Origin of the sequence: Sphingomonas pituitosa NBRC 102491, from assembly GCF_001598435.1 — a bacterium.
Taxonomy (GTDB): domain Bacteria; phylum Pseudomonadota; class Alphaproteobacteria; order Sphingomonadales; family Sphingomonadaceae; genus Sphingomonas; species Sphingomonas pituitosa.
Genome location: NZ_BCYY01000001.1, coordinates 49,535 through 64,526 on the forward strand (window position 1 = coordinate 49,535; position 14,992 = coordinate 64,526).

16 protein-coding genes and 1 tRNA gene are annotated in these 14,992 nt (G+C 67.0%); 7 read left to right on the plus strand and 10 right to left on the minus strand.

Annotated elements, in window-relative coordinates; translation table 11 throughout:
* Positions 1 to 46: 46 nt before the first annotated feature.
* The 4 genes from SPI01S_RS00200 to SPI01S_RS00215 form a co-directional block, all read right to left on the minus strand.
* Positions 47 to 2,092 carry an alpha/beta hydrolase family protein gene (locus SPI01S_RS00200; protein WP_066716407.1) on the minus strand — a complete coding sequence of 682 codons (2,046 nt, stop codon included), beginning with the start codon at positions 2,090 to 2,092 and terminating at the stop codon, positions 47 to 49.
* 52 nt (positions 2,093 to 2,144) lie between these two features.
* On the minus strand, positions 2,145 to 2,573 hold the full coding sequence (locus SPI01S_RS00205; protein ID WP_066717550.1) for a DUF2497 domain-containing protein: 429 nt from the start codon (positions 2,571 to 2,573) through the stop codon (positions 2,145 to 2,147).
* A 64-nt stretch (positions 2,574 to 2,637) separates the two neighbouring features.
* The gene (locus SPI01S_RS00210; RefSeq protein ID WP_066716409.1) at positions 2,638 to 4,191 is read right to left on the minus strand and encodes a TolC family outer membrane protein; all 1,554 of its coding nucleotides are present in this window, start codon (positions 4,189 to 4,191) and stop codon (positions 2,638 to 2,640) included.
* A gap of 17 nt (positions 4,192 to 4,208) precedes the next feature.
* On the minus strand, positions 4,209 to 4,892 hold the full coding sequence (locus tag SPI01S_RS00215; protein ID WP_245653407.1) for a protein-L-isoaspartate O-methyltransferase family protein: 684 nt from the start codon (positions 4,890 to 4,892) through the stop codon (positions 4,209 to 4,211).
* A gap of 164 nt (positions 4,893 to 5,056) precedes the next feature.
* Here SPI01S_RS00215 and SPI01S_RS00220 point away from each other — a divergent pair.
* Positions 5,057 to 5,130: transfer RNA gene (locus SPI01S_RS00220), tRNA-Cys, on the plus strand.
* Between the two features lie 96 nt (positions 5,131 to 5,226).
* On the opposite strand, the gene SPI01S_RS00225 is transcribed toward SPI01S_RS00220, so the two are convergent.
* The gene (locus tag SPI01S_RS00225) at positions 5,227 to 5,628 is read right to left on the minus strand and encodes a glycine zipper 2TM domain-containing protein (protein WP_066716411.1); all 402 of its coding nucleotides are present in this window, start codon (positions 5,626 to 5,628) and stop codon (positions 5,227 to 5,229) included.
* Positions 5,629 to 5,830: 202 nt separating this feature from the next.
* Here SPI01S_RS00225 and SPI01S_RS00230 point away from each other — a divergent pair, with 202 nt between their 5' ends.
* The 4 genes from SPI01S_RS00230 (at position 5,831) to SPI01S_RS00245 (ending at position 8,352) form a co-directional block, all read left to right on the plus strand.
* Positions 5,831 to 6,049 (plus strand): hypothetical protein, encoded by a 219-nt coding sequence (locus SPI01S_RS00230; RefSeq protein WP_066716415.1) that lies wholly within the window; start codon positions 5,831 to 5,833, stop codon positions 6,047 to 6,049.
* A gap of 3 nt (positions 6,050 to 6,052) precedes the next feature.
* Positions 6,053 to 6,343 carry a hypothetical protein gene (locus tag SPI01S_RS00235; RefSeq protein WP_066716417.1) on the plus strand — a complete coding sequence of 97 codons (291 nt, stop codon included), beginning with the start codon at positions 6,053 to 6,055 and terminating at the stop codon, positions 6,341 to 6,343.
* 57 nt (positions 6,344 to 6,400) lie between these two features.
* Positions 6,401 to 7,831 carry a cysteine--tRNA ligase gene (gene cysS, locus SPI01S_RS00240; RefSeq protein WP_245653408.1) on the plus strand — a complete coding sequence of 477 codons (1,431 nt, stop codon included), beginning with the start codon at positions 6,401 to 6,403 and terminating at the stop codon, positions 7,829 to 7,831.
* 89 nt (positions 7,832 to 7,920) lie between these two features.
* Positions 7,921 to 8,352 (plus strand): TM2 domain-containing protein, encoded by a 432-nt coding sequence (locus tag SPI01S_RS00245; RefSeq protein WP_066716421.1) that lies wholly within the window; start codon positions 7,921 to 7,923, stop codon positions 8,350 to 8,352.
* Here SPI01S_RS00245 and SPI01S_RS00250 read toward each other — a convergent pair whose 3' ends face one another.
* From SPI01S_RS00250 to SPI01S_RS00260, 3 genes are read right to left on the minus strand one after another with little or no spacing between them, the layout of a single operon-like run.
* The gene (locus SPI01S_RS00250) at positions 8,353 to 9,594 is read right to left on the minus strand and encodes an adenosylmethionine--8-amino-7-oxononanoate transaminase (protein WP_066716425.1); all 1,242 of its coding nucleotides are present in this window, start codon (positions 9,592 to 9,594) and stop codon (positions 8,353 to 8,355) included.
* Positions 9,594 to 10,220: a dethiobiotin synthase gene (gene bioD / locus SPI01S_RS00255; RefSeq protein WP_066716427.1), complete on the minus strand. Its 627-nt coding sequence runs from the start codon at positions 10,218 to 10,220 to the stop codon at positions 9,594 to 9,596. Before bioD ends, SPI01S_RS00250 begins: the two co-directional genes overlap by 1 nt.
* Positions 10,217 to 11,359: an 8-amino-7-oxononanoate synthase gene (locus SPI01S_RS00260; protein WP_066716430.1), complete on the minus strand. Its 1,143-nt coding sequence runs from the start codon at positions 11,357 to 11,359 to the stop codon at positions 10,217 to 10,219. The genes bioD and SPI01S_RS00260 overlap by 4 nt, the downstream gene beginning before the upstream one ends.
* A 333-nt stretch (positions 11,360 to 11,692) precedes the next feature.
* On the opposite strand from SPI01S_RS00260, the gene SPI01S_RS00265 reads away from it, so the two are divergent.
* Complete coding sequence (locus tag SPI01S_RS00265; protein ID WP_174539058.1) at positions 11,693 to 13,063, plus strand: class II 3-deoxy-7-phosphoheptulonate synthase; 1,371 nt, start codon at positions 11,693 to 11,695, stop codon at positions 13,061 to 13,063.
* A 34-nt stretch (positions 13,064 to 13,097) separates the two neighbouring features.
* On the opposite strand, the gene SPI01S_RS00270 is transcribed toward SPI01S_RS00265, so the two are convergent.
* Together SPI01S_RS00270 and SPI01S_RS00275 are read right to left on the minus strand one after the other, a co-directional pair.
* On the minus strand, positions 13,098 to 13,613 hold the full coding sequence (locus tag SPI01S_RS00270) for a PilZ domain-containing protein (protein ID WP_066716442.1): 516 nt from the start codon (positions 13,611 to 13,613) through the stop codon (positions 13,098 to 13,100).
* Positions 13,614 to 13,841: 228 nt separating this feature from the next.
* Positions 13,842 to 14,321 (minus strand): DUF488 domain-containing protein, encoded by a 480-nt coding sequence (locus SPI01S_RS00275; RefSeq protein ID WP_066716444.1) that lies wholly within the window; start codon positions 14,319 to 14,321, stop codon positions 13,842 to 13,844.
* Between the two features lie 129 nt (positions 14,322 to 14,450).
* Here SPI01S_RS00275 and SPI01S_RS00280 point away from each other — a divergent pair, with 129 nt between their 5' ends.
* Positions 14,451 to 14,990: a GbsR/MarR family transcriptional regulator gene (locus SPI01S_RS00280; protein ID WP_373278287.1), complete on the plus strand. Its 540-nt coding sequence runs from the start codon at positions 14,451 to 14,453 to the stop codon at positions 14,988 to 14,990.
* Positions 14,991 to 14,992: the final 2 nt, after the last annotated feature.

Consider the following 14,992-nt stretch of genomic DNA (forward strand, 5'->3'; position numbering starts at 1 on the left):
CGGAATGACAGATGGTTGGGAGGGAGACATAGCCCCTCCCCCGGCTTCACTTCGCCGCCTTGCCCGTCCACTGGTCCATCCAGCCGAGTACCTCGCCATACCATTGCAGCGAGTTCTTGGGCTTGAGCACCCAGTGGTTCTCGTCCGGGAAGACGAGCAGCTTGGACGGGATCTCGCGGCGCTGAAGCGCGGTGAACGCGGCCAGACCCTGGGTATAGGGGATGCGGAAATCCTTTTCGCTGGTGATCACCAGCTGCGGGGTTTTCCAGGCGGCGACATGGTTGACCGGGTTCCAGCGCTCGAACGCGGCTGGATCCTCGAAATAGGCCTTGCCGCCATGTTCCCACTCGTCGAACCAGAGCTCCTCGGTTTCGTAGGCCATGGCGCGGGCGTCGAACACGCCGTCATGCTGGACGATGCACTGGAAGCGATCGGGCCACTGGCCCTCGATCCAGTTCATCATATAACCGCCATAGGAGGCGCCCAGCGCGCAGGCCCTGCTTCCATCAAGGAAATCAAAGCGATCGGTGGCAGCCTTCAGGCCTTTTTTGAGGTCTTCGAGCGGCCAGCCGCCCCAGTTGTTGCGGATCGCATCGGTGAAGGACTGGCCATAACCGGTCGAGCCATGGAAATCGACCGCGACCACCGCATAGCCGGCGCCGGCGAATACGGCCGGGTTCCAGCGATACGACCAGCTGTTGCCCATGCTGCCCTGCGGCCCGCCATGGACGATGAAGGCAATCGGCGCCTTGGCGTCTGCCGCCAGCTCCGCCGGCTTGGCGACATAGCCCCAGACGGTGTCGCCATTGGCGCCGTTGAAGCTGTAGCGGGTGACTTCGGGCATCGAAATGCCGGCGAGTTTCTCCGCGTTCACCGCCGTAAGGCGCGTGCTCTTCTTGCCCTTCAGCCAGTAGAAATCATCCGGCGCGGTAAGGCTGTTCATCGTATAGACGAGCCCGCCCTTGGTCGGCACCACGGCCGAGACGCTGCCCTGCTCGGTGAGCCGTTCGATCTTGCCGTCGAGCGAGACCGCGAAGACGGGCTCTTCCTGCACGTCCTGCGCAGTGACGTAGATGGTTTTCGAATCCGGCCCCCATGCGATCGAGGCGACCGAGCGGTCCCACTTTTCCGTCAGCGCGCGGACCTCGCCGGTCGAAAGGTTGCGGAGCATCAGCACCTGGCGATCCGCCTCATAGCCGGGACGCGCCATCGCAAACCAGGCGAGCCACTTCCCGTCCGGCGACGGCGTCGGCAGATTGTCCATGCCGCCATTGCCCCTGGTGAGGTTCACCGGGGCCGAGGAGCCATCGGCAGGCGCTGCAAAGATGTCCAGATTGGTCGAGAGCGACTCGATGCGCCCCGCCTCCCGCAGCGCGAAATAGATCGTCTTGCCGTCGGCGCTCCAGGCGACTTCCTCGCCGCCGCCCGAGGGCTTGGAAGGCGTGTCGCCGACCAGCCCGCCTTCGATCGCGACGCCGTCGCCGGTTGCGCCCTGCGGGCCGAACGGCAGGACGAAGAGCTGCGAGCGGGTGCCGTCGGCCCATGTATCCCAGTGGCGCACGAACAACTGCTGGTAGACACGACCGGAACCTGCGTTCGGATCCTTCTTCTCCATCGCCGGGGTGACGGTTGGTGCGCCGGGCTTGCGGTCCGCCCAGACGAGCAGCTTCGAGCCGTCCGGCGAGACCTTGAAGCCGCTGAACCCGCCCTGGATATGGGTCCGCTGGGTGGGCGTGCCGCCGGTGATCGCAACCGACCACACCGCGTCCTCGCCGCCCTTGTCGGCCTGGAACCACACGGTCTTGCCATCGGCGGAGAATTGCGGCGCGGTTTCGTTGACCAGGGGCTCGGCGACGAGCTTCTCGGGCTTGGCGCCCTTGGCGGTCAGGTCGAGACGCCACAGGTCATACCGGCCCTTGTTGGCCGCAAGGTCGGTCTCGCGCTGCTGCCAGACGAGCCAATGGCCATCGGGAGACACGGCGGGCGCCCCCACGCGGGAGAGGCCGACGACGTCCTGAATGGTGAGGTCTCGCGCCGAAGCCGGCGCTGCGATGGCGGCGAGCGCGACGCCCGCGACGAGGAACTGCTTCATGGCGGCCACGATAGCCGGAAGGTATCGCCCGATACAATCGGGCGATTGCCGATCAGCGGCTGCCGGTGATCCGCGCGATCTCACGGGAGACGATCTGCTCGACGAGCTGCGGCAGGTTCTCGTCTAGCCAGTCGCGCAGCATCGGCTTCAGCATTTCTCGCACCAGCCCTTCGAGCGTATCCGAGCCCGGCACCTGCGGCTTCACCACCAGCCGCGACAAGGCCTCCAGCTTTTCGCGGCTTGCCTCGGCGACACGATCGGAAAGGATGGGGTCTGCCGCCGCAACAGCCGCCGCCGGTCCCGAAACCACCGCCTCTGCAATCGGCTCGCTCAGCTCGAGAACGTCTTCGGGCGGCAGCGTTGCCGATGGTCTGTCCTCGGGCTCAGGCTCGGGCACCGCGCGCAAAGGACGCCCGCGGGCGAACGCGCCGGGCTCGTCATCGGCGATGATCCGTTTGATCGATGCGAGGATCTCCTCCATCGACGGCTCGCTGCTGGCATTCCCCATCGCGTCCATCCTGGCGTTCGAGTGCGAGCTCCCTCAATCAGGGATTCGGCCGGTCGCTGTCAACCGGACGCCGCAGCGTGGGATCGAGCGGCACCCCGATTACCTCGGCGCCCTGAGCCGCCGTGGTGCGCGTGGTAGTGCCTACCGGCCGCGGCGTCTTGTCGTCGCGCCAGTCATTGATGCGGTTGCGCACCCGAGCGTAGTTGACGCTCGGATCGTAGAGAAGGCGGCTGTCGAAGCTGAGATCCTTGGCCTGCGCGCGACCCATCGACGCAAGCAGACTGAAGCCAGCGACATACGCATCCCGCTCGGCGGTGACATACTGGACCTGCGAGTTGAGCAGTTCCTGCTCGGCGTTCAGGATGTCGAGGATGGTGCGGGTGCCGACGCTGTTCTCGGCACGCACGCCTTCCAGGCTGAGCTGGTTGGCCTGTACTGCGGTGCGCGACGATTCGATCACGCGCAGCGCCGCCTGGTAGCTGGCATAGGCCGAGCGCGCCTGTGCGATCACCCCGCGCTCGGTCAGCGTCACCTGCTCGATCGCCGCGCCCTCGCGGGCCTGGGCCTGGCGGACCTGCGCGGCGGGGCGCCCCGCCTGGAACAGCGGCAGCGTTACCTGCACGCCCACCGTGGCGTTGGTCCCGTTCGGGTTGAGGCCCGCACGCTGACCGATCGAGCCGACCGAGCCGAGATAGTTGTAATAATTCCCGCCTAGTCCCAGGCTCACCTGCGGCAGGCGGCCAGATTGCGCGACTCGCGTATCGTAGCGCGTGGCGTCACGAGCGAGCTGGGCGGCTTCGAGGAACGGGTTGTTGGCGAGCGCCACCTGCTCTGCCGTCTGCACGTCCTCCGGCAGGTTCGGCAGCGGCGGGGGCGGTGCGAGCACGCCCGGCGGGGTGCCTACCACGCGGATATAGGTTTCGCGGCTGCCGATCAGTTGCGCCTCGGCGCTGCGCAGCTGGGACTGGGCGAGCGCGAGGCGCGCCTCGGACTGGGCGACATCGGTACGGGTCAGGTCGCCCACCTGAAACCGGTCGCGTGTCGCCTGAAGGTTCACCTCGAGGACGTGCACGTTTTCCTGGTTGAGGCGAACGATCGACTCGTCACGGATGACATTGAGATACGCGGTGACCGTCTGGGTAAAGATGTCCGCTTCGGTGCCGCGCAGGTTGGCCCGGCCGGCGTTCACCCGCACCTCTGCCGCCCGCACCGAATTCCGAATCCGACCGCCATTGTAGATCGGCTGCGACAGGTTGAGCCCCAGCTGCGCCTGGCGCGATGGCGTCAGCGCGGTCGCATCGGTATTATACAGGCTGTCATTGGCGCCGCCGGTGGCGTTCAGGCCGGGCAGCCCCTGCGAACGCGCGATCGGAACATTCTCGTCATTGGCGCGCTGGTTGGCGCGTTCCGACTGGAGATCGGGATTGGTTGCATAGGCCTGCGCAAGCGCGTCCTGCAGCGTCGTGGTCGGCGCCGCAGTCTTCGCGCCCGGGGAGGGCACATCCTGACGACCGCTGGGCGCGGTCTGGGCGAACGCCGGTGCCCCGAGGGAAACGAGGCTCACACCAATGAGCAAAAAGTTCAGTCGCATGAGCCCCGCTTTTAAGGTTAAAAGGTAAATTTTCTCGGTTTTTCAAAGCCCGGCAGCGTCGCGACCTCGATATCGAGGAAATCGACAAGACCGAAGCCCCCTTCGGTTCGACGGCCGAGCGCAAGGCGCGTCACGCCGCGGTCGATCACGCCCGAAACCACGCGGCCACCGATCTTGACCTGGCCGATGATCGCCTGCGGCAGTTCCTCGACGGCGCCGTCGATGACCACCAGATCATAGGGCCCATGCGCAGCCCATCCAGCGTTGAGCGGGCCCTGGACCAGCTCGACATTCGCCGCCCCGGCAAGGCCGCCCCGCGCGATCGCGAGCAGCGCCGGTTCTTCCTCGAGCGCGACGACCGAGGCAACCAGCGTCGACAGCAGCGCCGCAGCATAGCCGCCGGCCGCGCCGATCAGCAGTACATGGTCGCTCGGCTGCAATTCCGCTTCGGTAAGCAGCCGGCCGGTCGCCAGTGGCGAATCGTGGCGACGGCCGTTGCCGAGCGGCAGCAGCGTGTCGCGATAGGCGAGCGCGCGCTGCTCGGGCGGCAGGAACACTTCACGTGGTACTTGCGACATTGCCGTCACCACACGAGGATCGTTCACCGCGTTGGTACGCAGCTGGCTCGCCACCATGGCGTGGCGCATCGCTTCGAAACGGGGCGCTTCGAGGGGCGCAGGGTCGACCATAAGGGCCATCATCACTCCGCTTGTCGCACAACCGTATTAGTTGTGCAATACACTTGTTGCTATCCCGAGGCTTCTATCGTGCCGTTGGGGACTCGCCAAGCGAGAGCGACGTTATTTTGAAACTCTGTTGACATTGCCCCGTCCCCAAGGGCATTGGCCCCGCCTCACCTCCGGATGGCCCGATGGCGGAGTGGTGACGCAGCGGACTGCAAATCCGTATACGCCGGTTCGATTCCGGCTCGGGCCTCCACATGGCGCAAGCGGGCGCCCTTCTTCCTCTTGCAGACATGCGAAGGACGCCCGCTGCCCCGTGCAGCGAACGCCCTTTCCCCGTTGTCAGCCGTGCTTAGCGGCGGCCGCGGCAATCGCCGCCGTCGATCGCGCGGCCAGCCAGCGCGCCTGCGCCCGCACCGATGATCGTGCCCGTGCCGCTGCGGCGATAGGAGCTGCCGCGGCCGATCTCGCCGCCCAGCAGACCGCCCGCGATCGCGCCCAGGATGGTGCCCGTGGTACCGTCGCTGCAGCGCTGACGGTAGTTGCGGTTGCGATAGGCGTAGCGCGGACGCTCGTCGCGATAATCGCGATACTCCCGCGCATCCCGATAGTCCCGGTAATCGCCGCGATACTCGCGGTCGTAGTGGCTATAGCCGTCGCGATAGCCCCAGTCCTGAGCGGCCGCCGGGGTCGCGGCGATCGAACCGGTCATCAGCGTAGCAGCCATCGTGGCGCCGATCAGAAACTTCTTCATGTCTTCATCTCCTCGCGGTGGCAGCTGGTGCCGCCGTCTGAAGGCTGATTCGCACAAAGCGACTGTTGGAAGCCTGAATGCGCTCGTTAGCTCATGTTCAGCTAATCGATTGGCCCGGATCGGGACGCACCTCCCGCAACGTCCGCGCGGAACCATGACACCTGGGAAACGTTCTTTCGGCCTACTGGAGGGAACCGCCCGCATGTACGATTTCGGCATCCGCCGCGCGCTGACCGGCACTCGCATGGCCTATCGCCCGCACGAGACCAATGCCTGCCCCGGCTGCGGCCAGTCGCACTGGATGGTCGGCCGGATGACGGCCGAGTGCGCCTTTTGCGGAACGGCCTTGCCACTGCATCACGGTGCCGTCGGCGGCAGCGCGCTCCACGCCCGCCCCACCCATCCGCCCCTGGCGGCCTGAACCATGACCAGCATCGCCTCCACCTCGCCGATCGAGCGAATCGCCCGGGTGATCGCCGCTGAGATGCTGAGCCCCAACGCCGAAGGCGCGGGCGAGCTCAGCCGGCCGGTGAGCGAGATCGTCGACACGATCTGGTCGCGCGAGACCGACCGCGCCCTTGCCGTCCTGCGCACGCTGCGCGAGCCCACCATGACGATGATCGAGGCAGGCCGCACCGCCGGGGACGATCCCGCGCGTATCTGGAGCGCGATGGTCAACGCGGCGATCGCCGAGGCGCCCGCCCTCGCCGACTGACGCCGCGCCGACCGTGCCGGGTTTGTCGCGCGCATTTTGTTCGCTATGCGCAGTCCCATGCATGACGCCCCGCTGACGCTCTACAATTCGTTTTCCCGTTCGCTCGAGCCGTTCCAGCCGCTCGATCCAGACAAGGGCGTGCGCGTCTATTCGTGTGGGCCGACGGTCTACAACTACGCCCATCTCGGCAATCTGCGCGCCTATGTGTTCACCGACACGCTGAGCCGGGTGCTGCGCTGGAAGGGCTATCCGCTCACCCACATCATCAACATCACCGATGTCGGACACCTTACCTCGGACGCCGATGCCGGCGACGACAAGATGGAAGCCGCCGCCCGCGCCCAGGCCAAGAGCATCTGGGACATCGCCGCGCACTATACCGCCGCGTTCAAGCAGAACATCGCCGACCTCAACATCGTCGAACCGAGCAAATGGTCGGTCGCGACCGATCATATCCAGCAGATGATCGCCTTCGCCGAGAAGATCGCGCCGGAACATTGCTACGAGCTCGAGTCGGGCCTGTATTTCGACGTGTCGACCGTGCCCGACTATGGCCGGCTGGCCGGTGCCGCCGATGACGCGGCGGAGGGCCGGATCGACCCGGTCGACGGCAAGCGCCACCCGCAGGACTTCGCGATCTGGCGCAAGTCGCCGCCCGGCGAGCAGCGCCAGATGGAATGGGATTCGCCCTGGGGCAAGGGCGCGCCGGGCTGGCATCTCGAATGCTCGGTGATGAGCATCCAGTATCTCGGCGCCCCGTTTGACATCCACACCGGCGGCATCGACCATCGCGAGATCCACCACCCGAACGAGATCGCGCAGAACCAGGCCTTTTGCGGCTGCGGCGATACCGGCGCGAAGTTCTGGATGCACAACAACTTCCTGGTCGATCGCCAGGGAAAGATGTCCAAGTCCAAGGGCGGGTTCACCACGCTGCAGTCGCTGATCGACGCGGGCGTCCACCCCCTCGCCTATCGCCTGTTGTGCATCCAGGCGCAGTATCGCAGCGAATTGGAGTTTTCGGCCGAGAACCTCGCGGCGGCGCTTACCCGCCTGAAGCGGCTGGTGATGACGGTCACCGCGCTAAAGGCACGCGCCGAGGGCGAAGGCACCGCCCCGGCCGCATGGCTGGACAAGCTCGATGCGGCGGTATCGGACGACCTCAACACGCCCAAGGCACTGCCGGTCCTCGATGAACTGCTCGCGGACAAGCGCACGTCGCCCGCCGACCGGCTGGCAGCGCTCGCCGAGTTCGACAAGGTGCTGGGGCTGCGGCTTTCCGAGCTGACCCGGGAGGAACTGCGCATGCAGCCCAAGGGCGCGGCGATCACGCCCGAGCAAATCTCCGACCTGCTGGTCGAGCGCAAGGAAGCCCGGGTGGTGAAGGACTTCCAGCGCTCCGACCGAATCCGCGACGATCTCGCGGCCGCTGGGATCGAGGTGATGGACGGCGATCCGCTCGGATGGGACTGGAAGCCGGCGCTGTAATCGCGGAGCTCTTAACCGGCAGGCAAGGGATTTCGCTTGCGTTGCAGCCGCAACCTCCGCCACAAACGCGACGTTTTTCGGGGGAAGCAATGCGCGGGCAAGTGTTGGGCGTCGATCGGTCGAGCGGTGAGGGCCAGATTTCGGGCGAGGACGGCAGCCGCTATGTCTTCACCCAGGAAGACTGGAGCGACAGCCGCCAGCCCGCGGTCGGTGCCACGGTCGATTTCGACGTCGACGGCAAGCGAGCCCGCCGCATCTTCCGCCTGCTCGAAGGCGGCGCGACGCCGGCGCCGGTGGGCGAGCCGCGCAACAAGGTCGTGGCGGCGGTGCTCGCCTTCTTCCTCGGCACGCTCGGCATCCATCGCTTCTATCTGGGCCGCACCGGTTCGGGCGTGGTGATGCTGCTGCTCACCTGTACCATCGTCGGCGCGCTGATCACCGGCATCTGGGCCTTCGTCGACGCGATCCGTTACCTGCTGATGAGTGACACCGAGTTCGCCCAGCGCTACCCGCGCCGCTGATCAGCGGCCGAGGAACGCCGGCACCAGCTCCCAGACCTGCGCCAGCTGTTCGCGCGTGATGCTGTAGGGCGGCATCACATAGACCGTATTGCCGAGCGGGCGGAGCAGCACGCCGTTTTCGCGCGCGAACGCCATCAGCCGAGGCGCGATGGCGGAGAGGTAGCCGTTCTCAGGCTGCTCGATCTCCAGCGCGGCGATCGTGCCCATGCGACGATGGCCGACCAGGCCGGGCAGGTCGGCGAGCCCGTCGAGCGCCGCCTGCTGCCACGCCCCGAGCCGGGAGATCCGCTCCAGCACCGGCTCGTCGCGCCAGATCGCAAGGTTCGCGACGGCCGCTGCGCATGCGATCGGGTTGGCGGTGTAGCTGGAGGAATGGAAGAACATCCGCGCCCGGTCCTCGGACCAGTGCGCCTCGAAGATCGGCGCGGTCGCCAGCGTCACCGCGAGGGGGATCGCGCCGCCGGTGATGCCCTTGGACAGGCAGAGGATGTCGGGCACCACACCGGCCTGCTCGCAGGCGGTGAGCGTGCCGGTGCGGCCCCAGCCGGTCATCACTTCGTCGGCAATGAACAGCACGTGGTGACGGGCGCAGATCGCGCGCATCTCGGCGAGGAGCGCGGGCGTGTAGAACAGCATGCCCCCTGCCCCCAGCACCAGCGGCTCGACGATGAACGCCGCGGCGCCGGCCCGGCATTCAGCCTCCAGCGCATCGAGTGTCGCCTGTTCCGTGCCAGCAACCGGAAACGGGATCGTGCCGACGTCGAACAGCAACGGCTGGTACGGCCGGTTGAACACGCCGCGCGCGCCGACCGACATGCCCCCGATCGTGTCGCCGTGATAGCTGTGTTCGAGGACCAGCAGGCGCTGCCGGTCCTCGCCGCGATTGTGCCAATAGCCGAGCGCCATCTTGAGTGCGACTTCGACCGCGGTTGAGCCGCTGTCGCTGAAGAACACGTGTTCGAGCGCGTCCGGCAGGATCGCGCGCAAGCCCGCGGCCAGCATTTCAGCCGGTTCGTGCGTCCAGCCGGCGAAGATGATCTGGTCGAGCTTGCCCGCCTGTTCGGCGATCGCCGCCATGATGCGCGGGTTGCAGTGCCCGTGCGTCGTCACCCACCAGGACGAGACCGCATCGATGAAGCTGCGGCCGTCGGCGGTGTGGATCACCGCATCCCTGGCGTGGCTGACCATCGGGATCGGCTCGCCCAGGCCATGCTGGGTGAAGGGATGCCAGACCGACGACATCAGGCGAAGTCCGCCAGATCGAAGGCATCGGCAAACGCCCGCGCCAGCGCGTCGGGTGTAAGATCAGGGAGCAGCGGCAGCCGGCCGAGCCGCCTGACCTTGCCGATCGCGGCGATCGTCGCCTCGCTGTCCTCGACGGCTTCGCCGACGAACGCGACACCGTGGATCGGAACGCCGCGCGCGCGCAATGCCTCGATCGAAAGCAGGCTGTGGTTGATCGTGCCGAGCGCGGTGCGCGCGACCAGCACCACCGGCCTGGACCAGCGGGCGAACAGATCGGCGTAGAGGATTTCGCGGGTGACCGGCACCAGCGCACCGCCGGCGCCTTCCACCACGAGCGGGCCTTCCACTACCGGCAGCATGAGGCGATCGGTATCGATGGCCACACCGTCGATTTCGGCCGCGCGGTGCGGCGAGCAGGGCGTGACCAGGCGATAGGCTTCGGGCAGGATGTGCCCGGCGGGCAGGCCGGAAAGCAGCGCGGTGCGCTCGCTGTCGCTGCCGTCGTCCACCCCCGCCTGGATCGGCTTCCAGTAGCGGGCGCCGAGCGCGCCGGCGAGCGCGGCGGCGAACACGGTCTTGCCGATGCCGGTGTCCGTACCGGTGACGATGAAGGTCTGGGTCATGCTGCAATGGGCTCGGTTGCGGGGATCAACGTTGCCAGCCGTTCCGCGAGCGCGGCGATGTCGGCATGCGAGACGTTGTTGGTGATCGATATGCGCAGGCGCGAGGTGCCCGCGGGCACGGTCGGCGGACGGATGCCGCGGACGTCGAACCCGCTTTCCTGCAGCGCCCCGGCAATCGCCATGGTGCGCACGTCGTCACCGAGGATCAGCGGCAGGATCTGAGTCTCGCCGGCGGACACGCCGAGCGGACCGAGCGCATGGCGGGCCATTGCGATCCGTTCGAACAACCCGGTGCGCAGCGCATCGCTCGCCGCGACGATCCGCAGCGCGGCGCGAACCGCAGCCGCCATCAACGGCGACGGCGCGGTCGAGAAGATGAAGGCGCGGCCCCGGTTGACGAGGAAGTCGCGGACGATCGCCGGGCCGGTGATCAGCGCCCCTTCGCAGCCAAGCGCCTTGCCGCAAGTGTGCAGCGTGATCAGGTTCGCAGTCGGGAGGCCATAAGCGAGCCCCTGGCCCTGCGGCCCGTAGATGCCGGTGGCGTGCGCCTCGTCGACCAGCAGGATCGCGCCCTCGGCCTCGGCGAGCGCCGCCAGCGCGGCAAGCGGGGCGACGTCGCCGTCCATGCTGTAGAGGCTTTCGACGGCAATCCACACGCGCCCCGTCCCGCCGTCGCGCCGCCAGCCGGCGATCGCATCGGCGAAGGCGCCCACGTCGTTGTGCGCTGCCTGCCGTATCTCCGCCCGCCCGAGCCGCATGCCCTCATGCGCACTGGCGTGGACGAGTGCGTCGAACAGGACGAGGTCGCCGCGCTGTGGCAAGGTCGCCAGCAACGCCGCGTTGGCCGCATAGCCGCTGGAGAAATACAGCGCTGACTCGCGACCGAAATACGCAGCGGCTTCGGCTTCCAGCGCTTCGTGTTCGGGATGGTTGCCGCGGAGCAGTCGCGATCCGCCCGATCCGATCGGCACCCCACGGGCAAGCGCCGCCTCCACCGCCGCGCGCAGCAGTGGGGAGTTGGCGAGGCCGAGATAGTCATTGGACGCGAAATCGGCGCCCTCACGGCTGATCAGCCGCCGTTCCCGGCCGCGCGCCGCCAGGCCTGCGAGGTCCTGCGCCTGTGCTTCGAAGTGCTGCATCGGCTCGCCCGCTACACCGCCCGTACACCCCGTGCAATTCGTGCGCGCAACGTTACCCCGACGGGGTAAGAATTCGCTTGCATCAATTTACCCCGCGCGGGTAAGGCCCTGCCCATGACGACGCTAGCTGCTTCCAAGATCCGCCTGTACCGCGAAGAACGTGCCCTTACCCGGGCCGCATTCGGCGCCTGGTTCGACACGCCCGGCTCCACGGTGCAGGGCTGGGAAACCGACGGCAAGCGCGCCAACACCAAGGTGATGAACCAGATTGCGGCGATGGGAATCGCCGATCATGCGGACTGGCACGTCGCCGTCCGCGACGTGGAGAGTGCAATGGCGAGCTGGACCCCCGATAGCTGGACGCGCGCCGAAGCGCGCCAGATGCCGCAATATCCCGACCAGGGTGCGCTCGACGCGGCGACGCGACAACTGAGCAGCTATCCCCCGCTGGTCTTCGCCGGCGAGGCGCGCGACCTTACCGGTGCGCTCGCCAAGGTGTCTCGCGGCGAGGCATTCCTGCTTCAGGGCGGTGACTGCGCCGAAAGCTTCGCCGAATTCCATCCCAACAACATCCGCGACACGTTCCGCGTGATCCTACAGATGGCGGTGGTGCTCACCTTCGCGTCGAAGCTGCCGACGGTGAAGCTGGGCCGCATGGCGGGCCAGTTCGCCAAGCCGCGCTCCGCCGATACCGAGGTGATCGATGGCGTCGAGCTGCCGAGCTACCGCGGCGACAACGTCAACGACATCGCCTTCACGCCCGAATCGCGGATCCCCGATCCGGCGCGGATGGTGCAGGGCTACAGCCAGTCGGCAGCGACGCTGAACCTGCTGCGCGCCTTCGCGGGCGGCGGCTATGCGAATCTGCACCAGGTCCACAAATGGACGCTCGACTTCATGGGCAAGAGCCCCTGGTCGGCCAAGTTCGCCGACGTGGCGGACCGGATCGGCGAGGCGCTCGACTTCATGGAGGCGTGCGGGATCAACCCCGATACCGTGCCGCAGCTGAAGCGCACCGATTTCTACACCAGCCACGAGGCACTGCTCCTCCCCTATGAGCAGGCGCTGACCCGGCAGGACAGTCTGACCGGCGACTGGTACGATACCTCGGCACACTTCCTGTGGATCGGCGACCGCACGCGTTTCGAGAATTCGGCCCATGTCGAGTTCCTGCGCGGCATCGGCAACCCGATCGGCATGAAGTGCGGGCCCAGCCTCGAGCCCGATGCGCTGCTGCGGCTGCTCGATACGCTCAACCCGGGTCGCATCCCCGGCCGGATGACGCTGATCACCCGCTATGGCCATGACAAAATCGAGGCGGGGCTGCCCAAGCTGGTCCGCGCGGTGAAGCGCGAGGGGCATCCGGTGGTGTGGAGCTGCGACCCGATGCACGGCAACGTCGTCAAGGCGGCGAACGGCTACAAGACGCGGCCGTTCGACCGTATCCTGGCCGAAGTGCGCGGCTTCTTCGCCGTTCACCGGGCCGAGGGCACCTTCGCCGGCGGCATTCATGCCGAGATGACCGGGCAGAACGTGACGGAGTGCACCGGCGGCGCGATCGCGATCACCGAGCAGGGGCTGGCCGATCGCTACCACACGCATTGCGATCCGCGCCTCAACGCGGGTCAGAGCCTGGAACTGGCGTTCCTGCTCGCCGAAATGCTCAACGACGAGATGGCCGAGCGCCGCAAGGCTGCGGCCTGATCCCCGGCGGGGCGTTCTCAGCGCGAGGCGTTGCTCAGCGGAGCAGCGCCCCCGCCAGCGCCCACAGGCCATAGCCCAGCGCGAACACCAGCATCCAGGCTAGCACCGCGCTACCGACGATGATCGCCAGGCGGGTGCGGACCGAGAATTTCTCCTCCTGGGCTGGCGCACGCCAGCCCTCGACCACCGGCGGCGTTGCCTGCGGCGTTGGCAACGGCGTCTTGGGAAAAGCGATCGGCGTCGCCACGGGCCCGGAGACGGCGGTGCGCAGGTCGGCGTCGGTTAACGGTGCCACGAATTCGCAGCCATAGATGCCGGCGGTACCCCACACGACCTTTGCCTCGCGCGTGCCGATGCCGGCGATCCCGAGCGCGATCGCGTCGCCCACCTTGAGCTCGGCGCCCGCGACGACGCGGAAGCCGCCATGCGACAGGTCCTCGATCGTCACGTCGACCGGCGCCCAGTCCGAATCGCGCAGCGTCGCTTCCAGCTCGACGGCGTGCCGTTCGGCCCAGCGTCCGTCCTGATACAGTCGTGCCGCGATACCCATAAGCGCTCCACTGGCGTGCATTGGGCCCCGCTTTGCACTCCCAGGCGTTGCGAGGGGGTAAACGCGACGGAAATTATCTTAAGATTTGATGGTTAACGAAGCCTTCCAGGGTCGGATGCCACAAATTTCCCGCGCAGCCGCAACGAAGCGACACGCGGTTGCAACATGGCGGCGGCAGAGGGACCGGGTCGGCGCGTTTTGTTCCCCCTCGCGTCGACTCTCCCCGAACTAGCGGGGCAGCCGTTTGCGGCTGCCCCGGCCTTTTTGGAGAGTCGGTCCGGCGTAGAGGTCGACCACCTCCGCCCCCGCGCCCTCCGCTTCGAGCAGCAGCGTGCGGTGGCAATGGCACGGATCGCGCTCATAGCAGAGCAGCGCGCTCCGCTTCTCGGCCGCGAGCGCGCGCATCCGGGCTGCCTGCGCCTGCGCCTCCGGCAGACCGAGCTGCACGTCATACACCTCCCGAAGCGTCGCTACGTCGCCCTTCTTCGCCGCATCGCGTCCCCGTTTCGGCGTGCCGAGCTGCTTGAGATGGACATAGTCGATCCCGGCATCGGCCAGACTCGCCGCGAGCGTCGATTTGGAGAAGCCGGGTCGCCGAGATAGCGGAAGCGCCCGCACGTCGATCACGCGCTCGACCCCGGCTCCGGTTAGCGCGGCGAGGAACTCGGCCATCGTCGTCGCTTCATAGCCAATGGTGAAGATCTTCATCGCAACTCCTTTTGGCGAAGAATGCATGGCGCGCGCGCTTCGCCGCAATCGCGCGTCGATCGCACGCGCCGCATTGACGTCGTTCCCGAATCATGTAATTTCTGAAATTACAGAAATAGAGGAAGCAGCGTGATCAGCGACCACCCCGATGCCAAAGCCTTCATCCTCCATTGGGGGGAGATGGGCACCCATTGGGGGGTCAACCGCTCGGTCGCGCAGATCCATGCGCTGCTCTATCTCTCCAACGCACCGCTGCCTGCCGAAGACATCGCCGAGGCGCTGGGTCTCGCGCGCTCCAACATTTCCACCGCGCTCAAGGAGCTGATGGCGTATGCCATTGTCAGGCGGGTCCATATCGAAGGCGATCGCCGCGATCATTTCGTCGCCGAGACCGACTTGTGGGAGCTGCTGCTGCGCATCTCCGCCGAGCGCAAGCGCCGCGAGATCGACCCGACGCTGGCGCTGCTGGCGGAGCTCTCCGAGCGGCTTGCCACGGATAAAACCGCCCCCGAGCAGCTCCGCGAGCGGATCACGCGGATGCACACGTTCATCACCACGCTCGGCGACTGGTATGATCAGATGCGCCAGCTACCCAAGCCCACCCTGGTCACGCTGATGAAGCTGGGCCGCAAGATCGCAACCTTCCTCCCCGGCAAGCGCGACGGATAACG

Coding starts and splice junctions, on each gene's coding strand:
- SPI01S_RS00225 (WP_066716411.1), bottom strand. CDS start 5,628: ATGAAGAAGTTTCTGATCGGCGCCACGATGGCTGCTACGCTGATGACC.
- SPI01S_RS00245 (WP_066716421.1), top strand. CDS start 7,921: ATGCGCGGGCAAGTGTTGGGCGTCGATCGGTCGAGCGGTGAGGGCCAG.
- SPI01S_RS00250 (WP_066716425.1), bottom strand. CDS start 9,594: ATGTCGTCGGTCTGGCATCCCTTCACCCAGCATGGCCTGGGCGAGCCG.
- SPI01S_RS00210 (WP_066716409.1), bottom strand. CDS start 4,191: ATGCGACTGAACTTTTTGCTCATTGGTGTGAGCCTCGTTTCCCTCGGG.
- SPI01S_RS00235 (WP_066716417.1), top strand. CDS start 6,053: ATGACCAGCATCGCCTCCACCTCGCCGATCGAGCGAATCGCCCGGGTG.
- SPI01S_RS00200 (WP_066716407.1), bottom strand. CDS start 2,092: ATGAAGCAGTTCCTCGTCGCGGGCGTCGCGCTCGCCGCCATCGCAGCG.
- SPI01S_RS00205 (WP_066717550.1), bottom strand. CDS start 2,573: ATGGAGGAGATCCTCGCATCGATCAAACGGATCATCGCCGATGACGAG.
- SPI01S_RS00230 (WP_066716415.1), top strand. CDS start 5,831: ATGTACGATTTCGGCATCCGCCGCGCGCTGACCGGCACTCGCATGGCC.
- SPI01S_RS00265 (WP_174539058.1), top strand. CDS start 11,693: ATGGCGAGCTGGACCCCCGATAGCTGGACGCGCGCCGAAGCGCGCCAG.
- cysS (WP_245653408.1), top strand. CDS start 6,401: ATGCATGACGCCCCGCTGACGCTCTACAATTCGTTTTCCCGTTCGCTC.
- SPI01S_RS00275 (WP_066716444.1), bottom strand. CDS start 14,321: ATGAAGATCTTCACCATTGGCTATGAAGCGACGACGATGGCCGAGTTC.
- SPI01S_RS00260 (WP_066716430.1), bottom strand. CDS start 11,359: ATGCAGCACTTCGAAGCACAGGCGCAGGACCTCGCAGGCCTGGCGGCG.
- SPI01S_RS00215 (WP_245653407.1), bottom strand. CDS start 4,892: ATGATGGCCCTTATGGTCGACCCTGCGCCCCTCGAAGCGCCCCGTTTC.
- bioD (WP_066716427.1), bottom strand. CDS start 10,220: ATGACCCAGACCTTCATCGTCACCGGTACGGACACCGGCATCGGCAAG.
- SPI01S_RS00270 (WP_066716442.1), bottom strand. CDS start 13,613: ATGGGTATCGCGGCACGACTGTATCAGGACGGACGCTGGGCCGAACGG.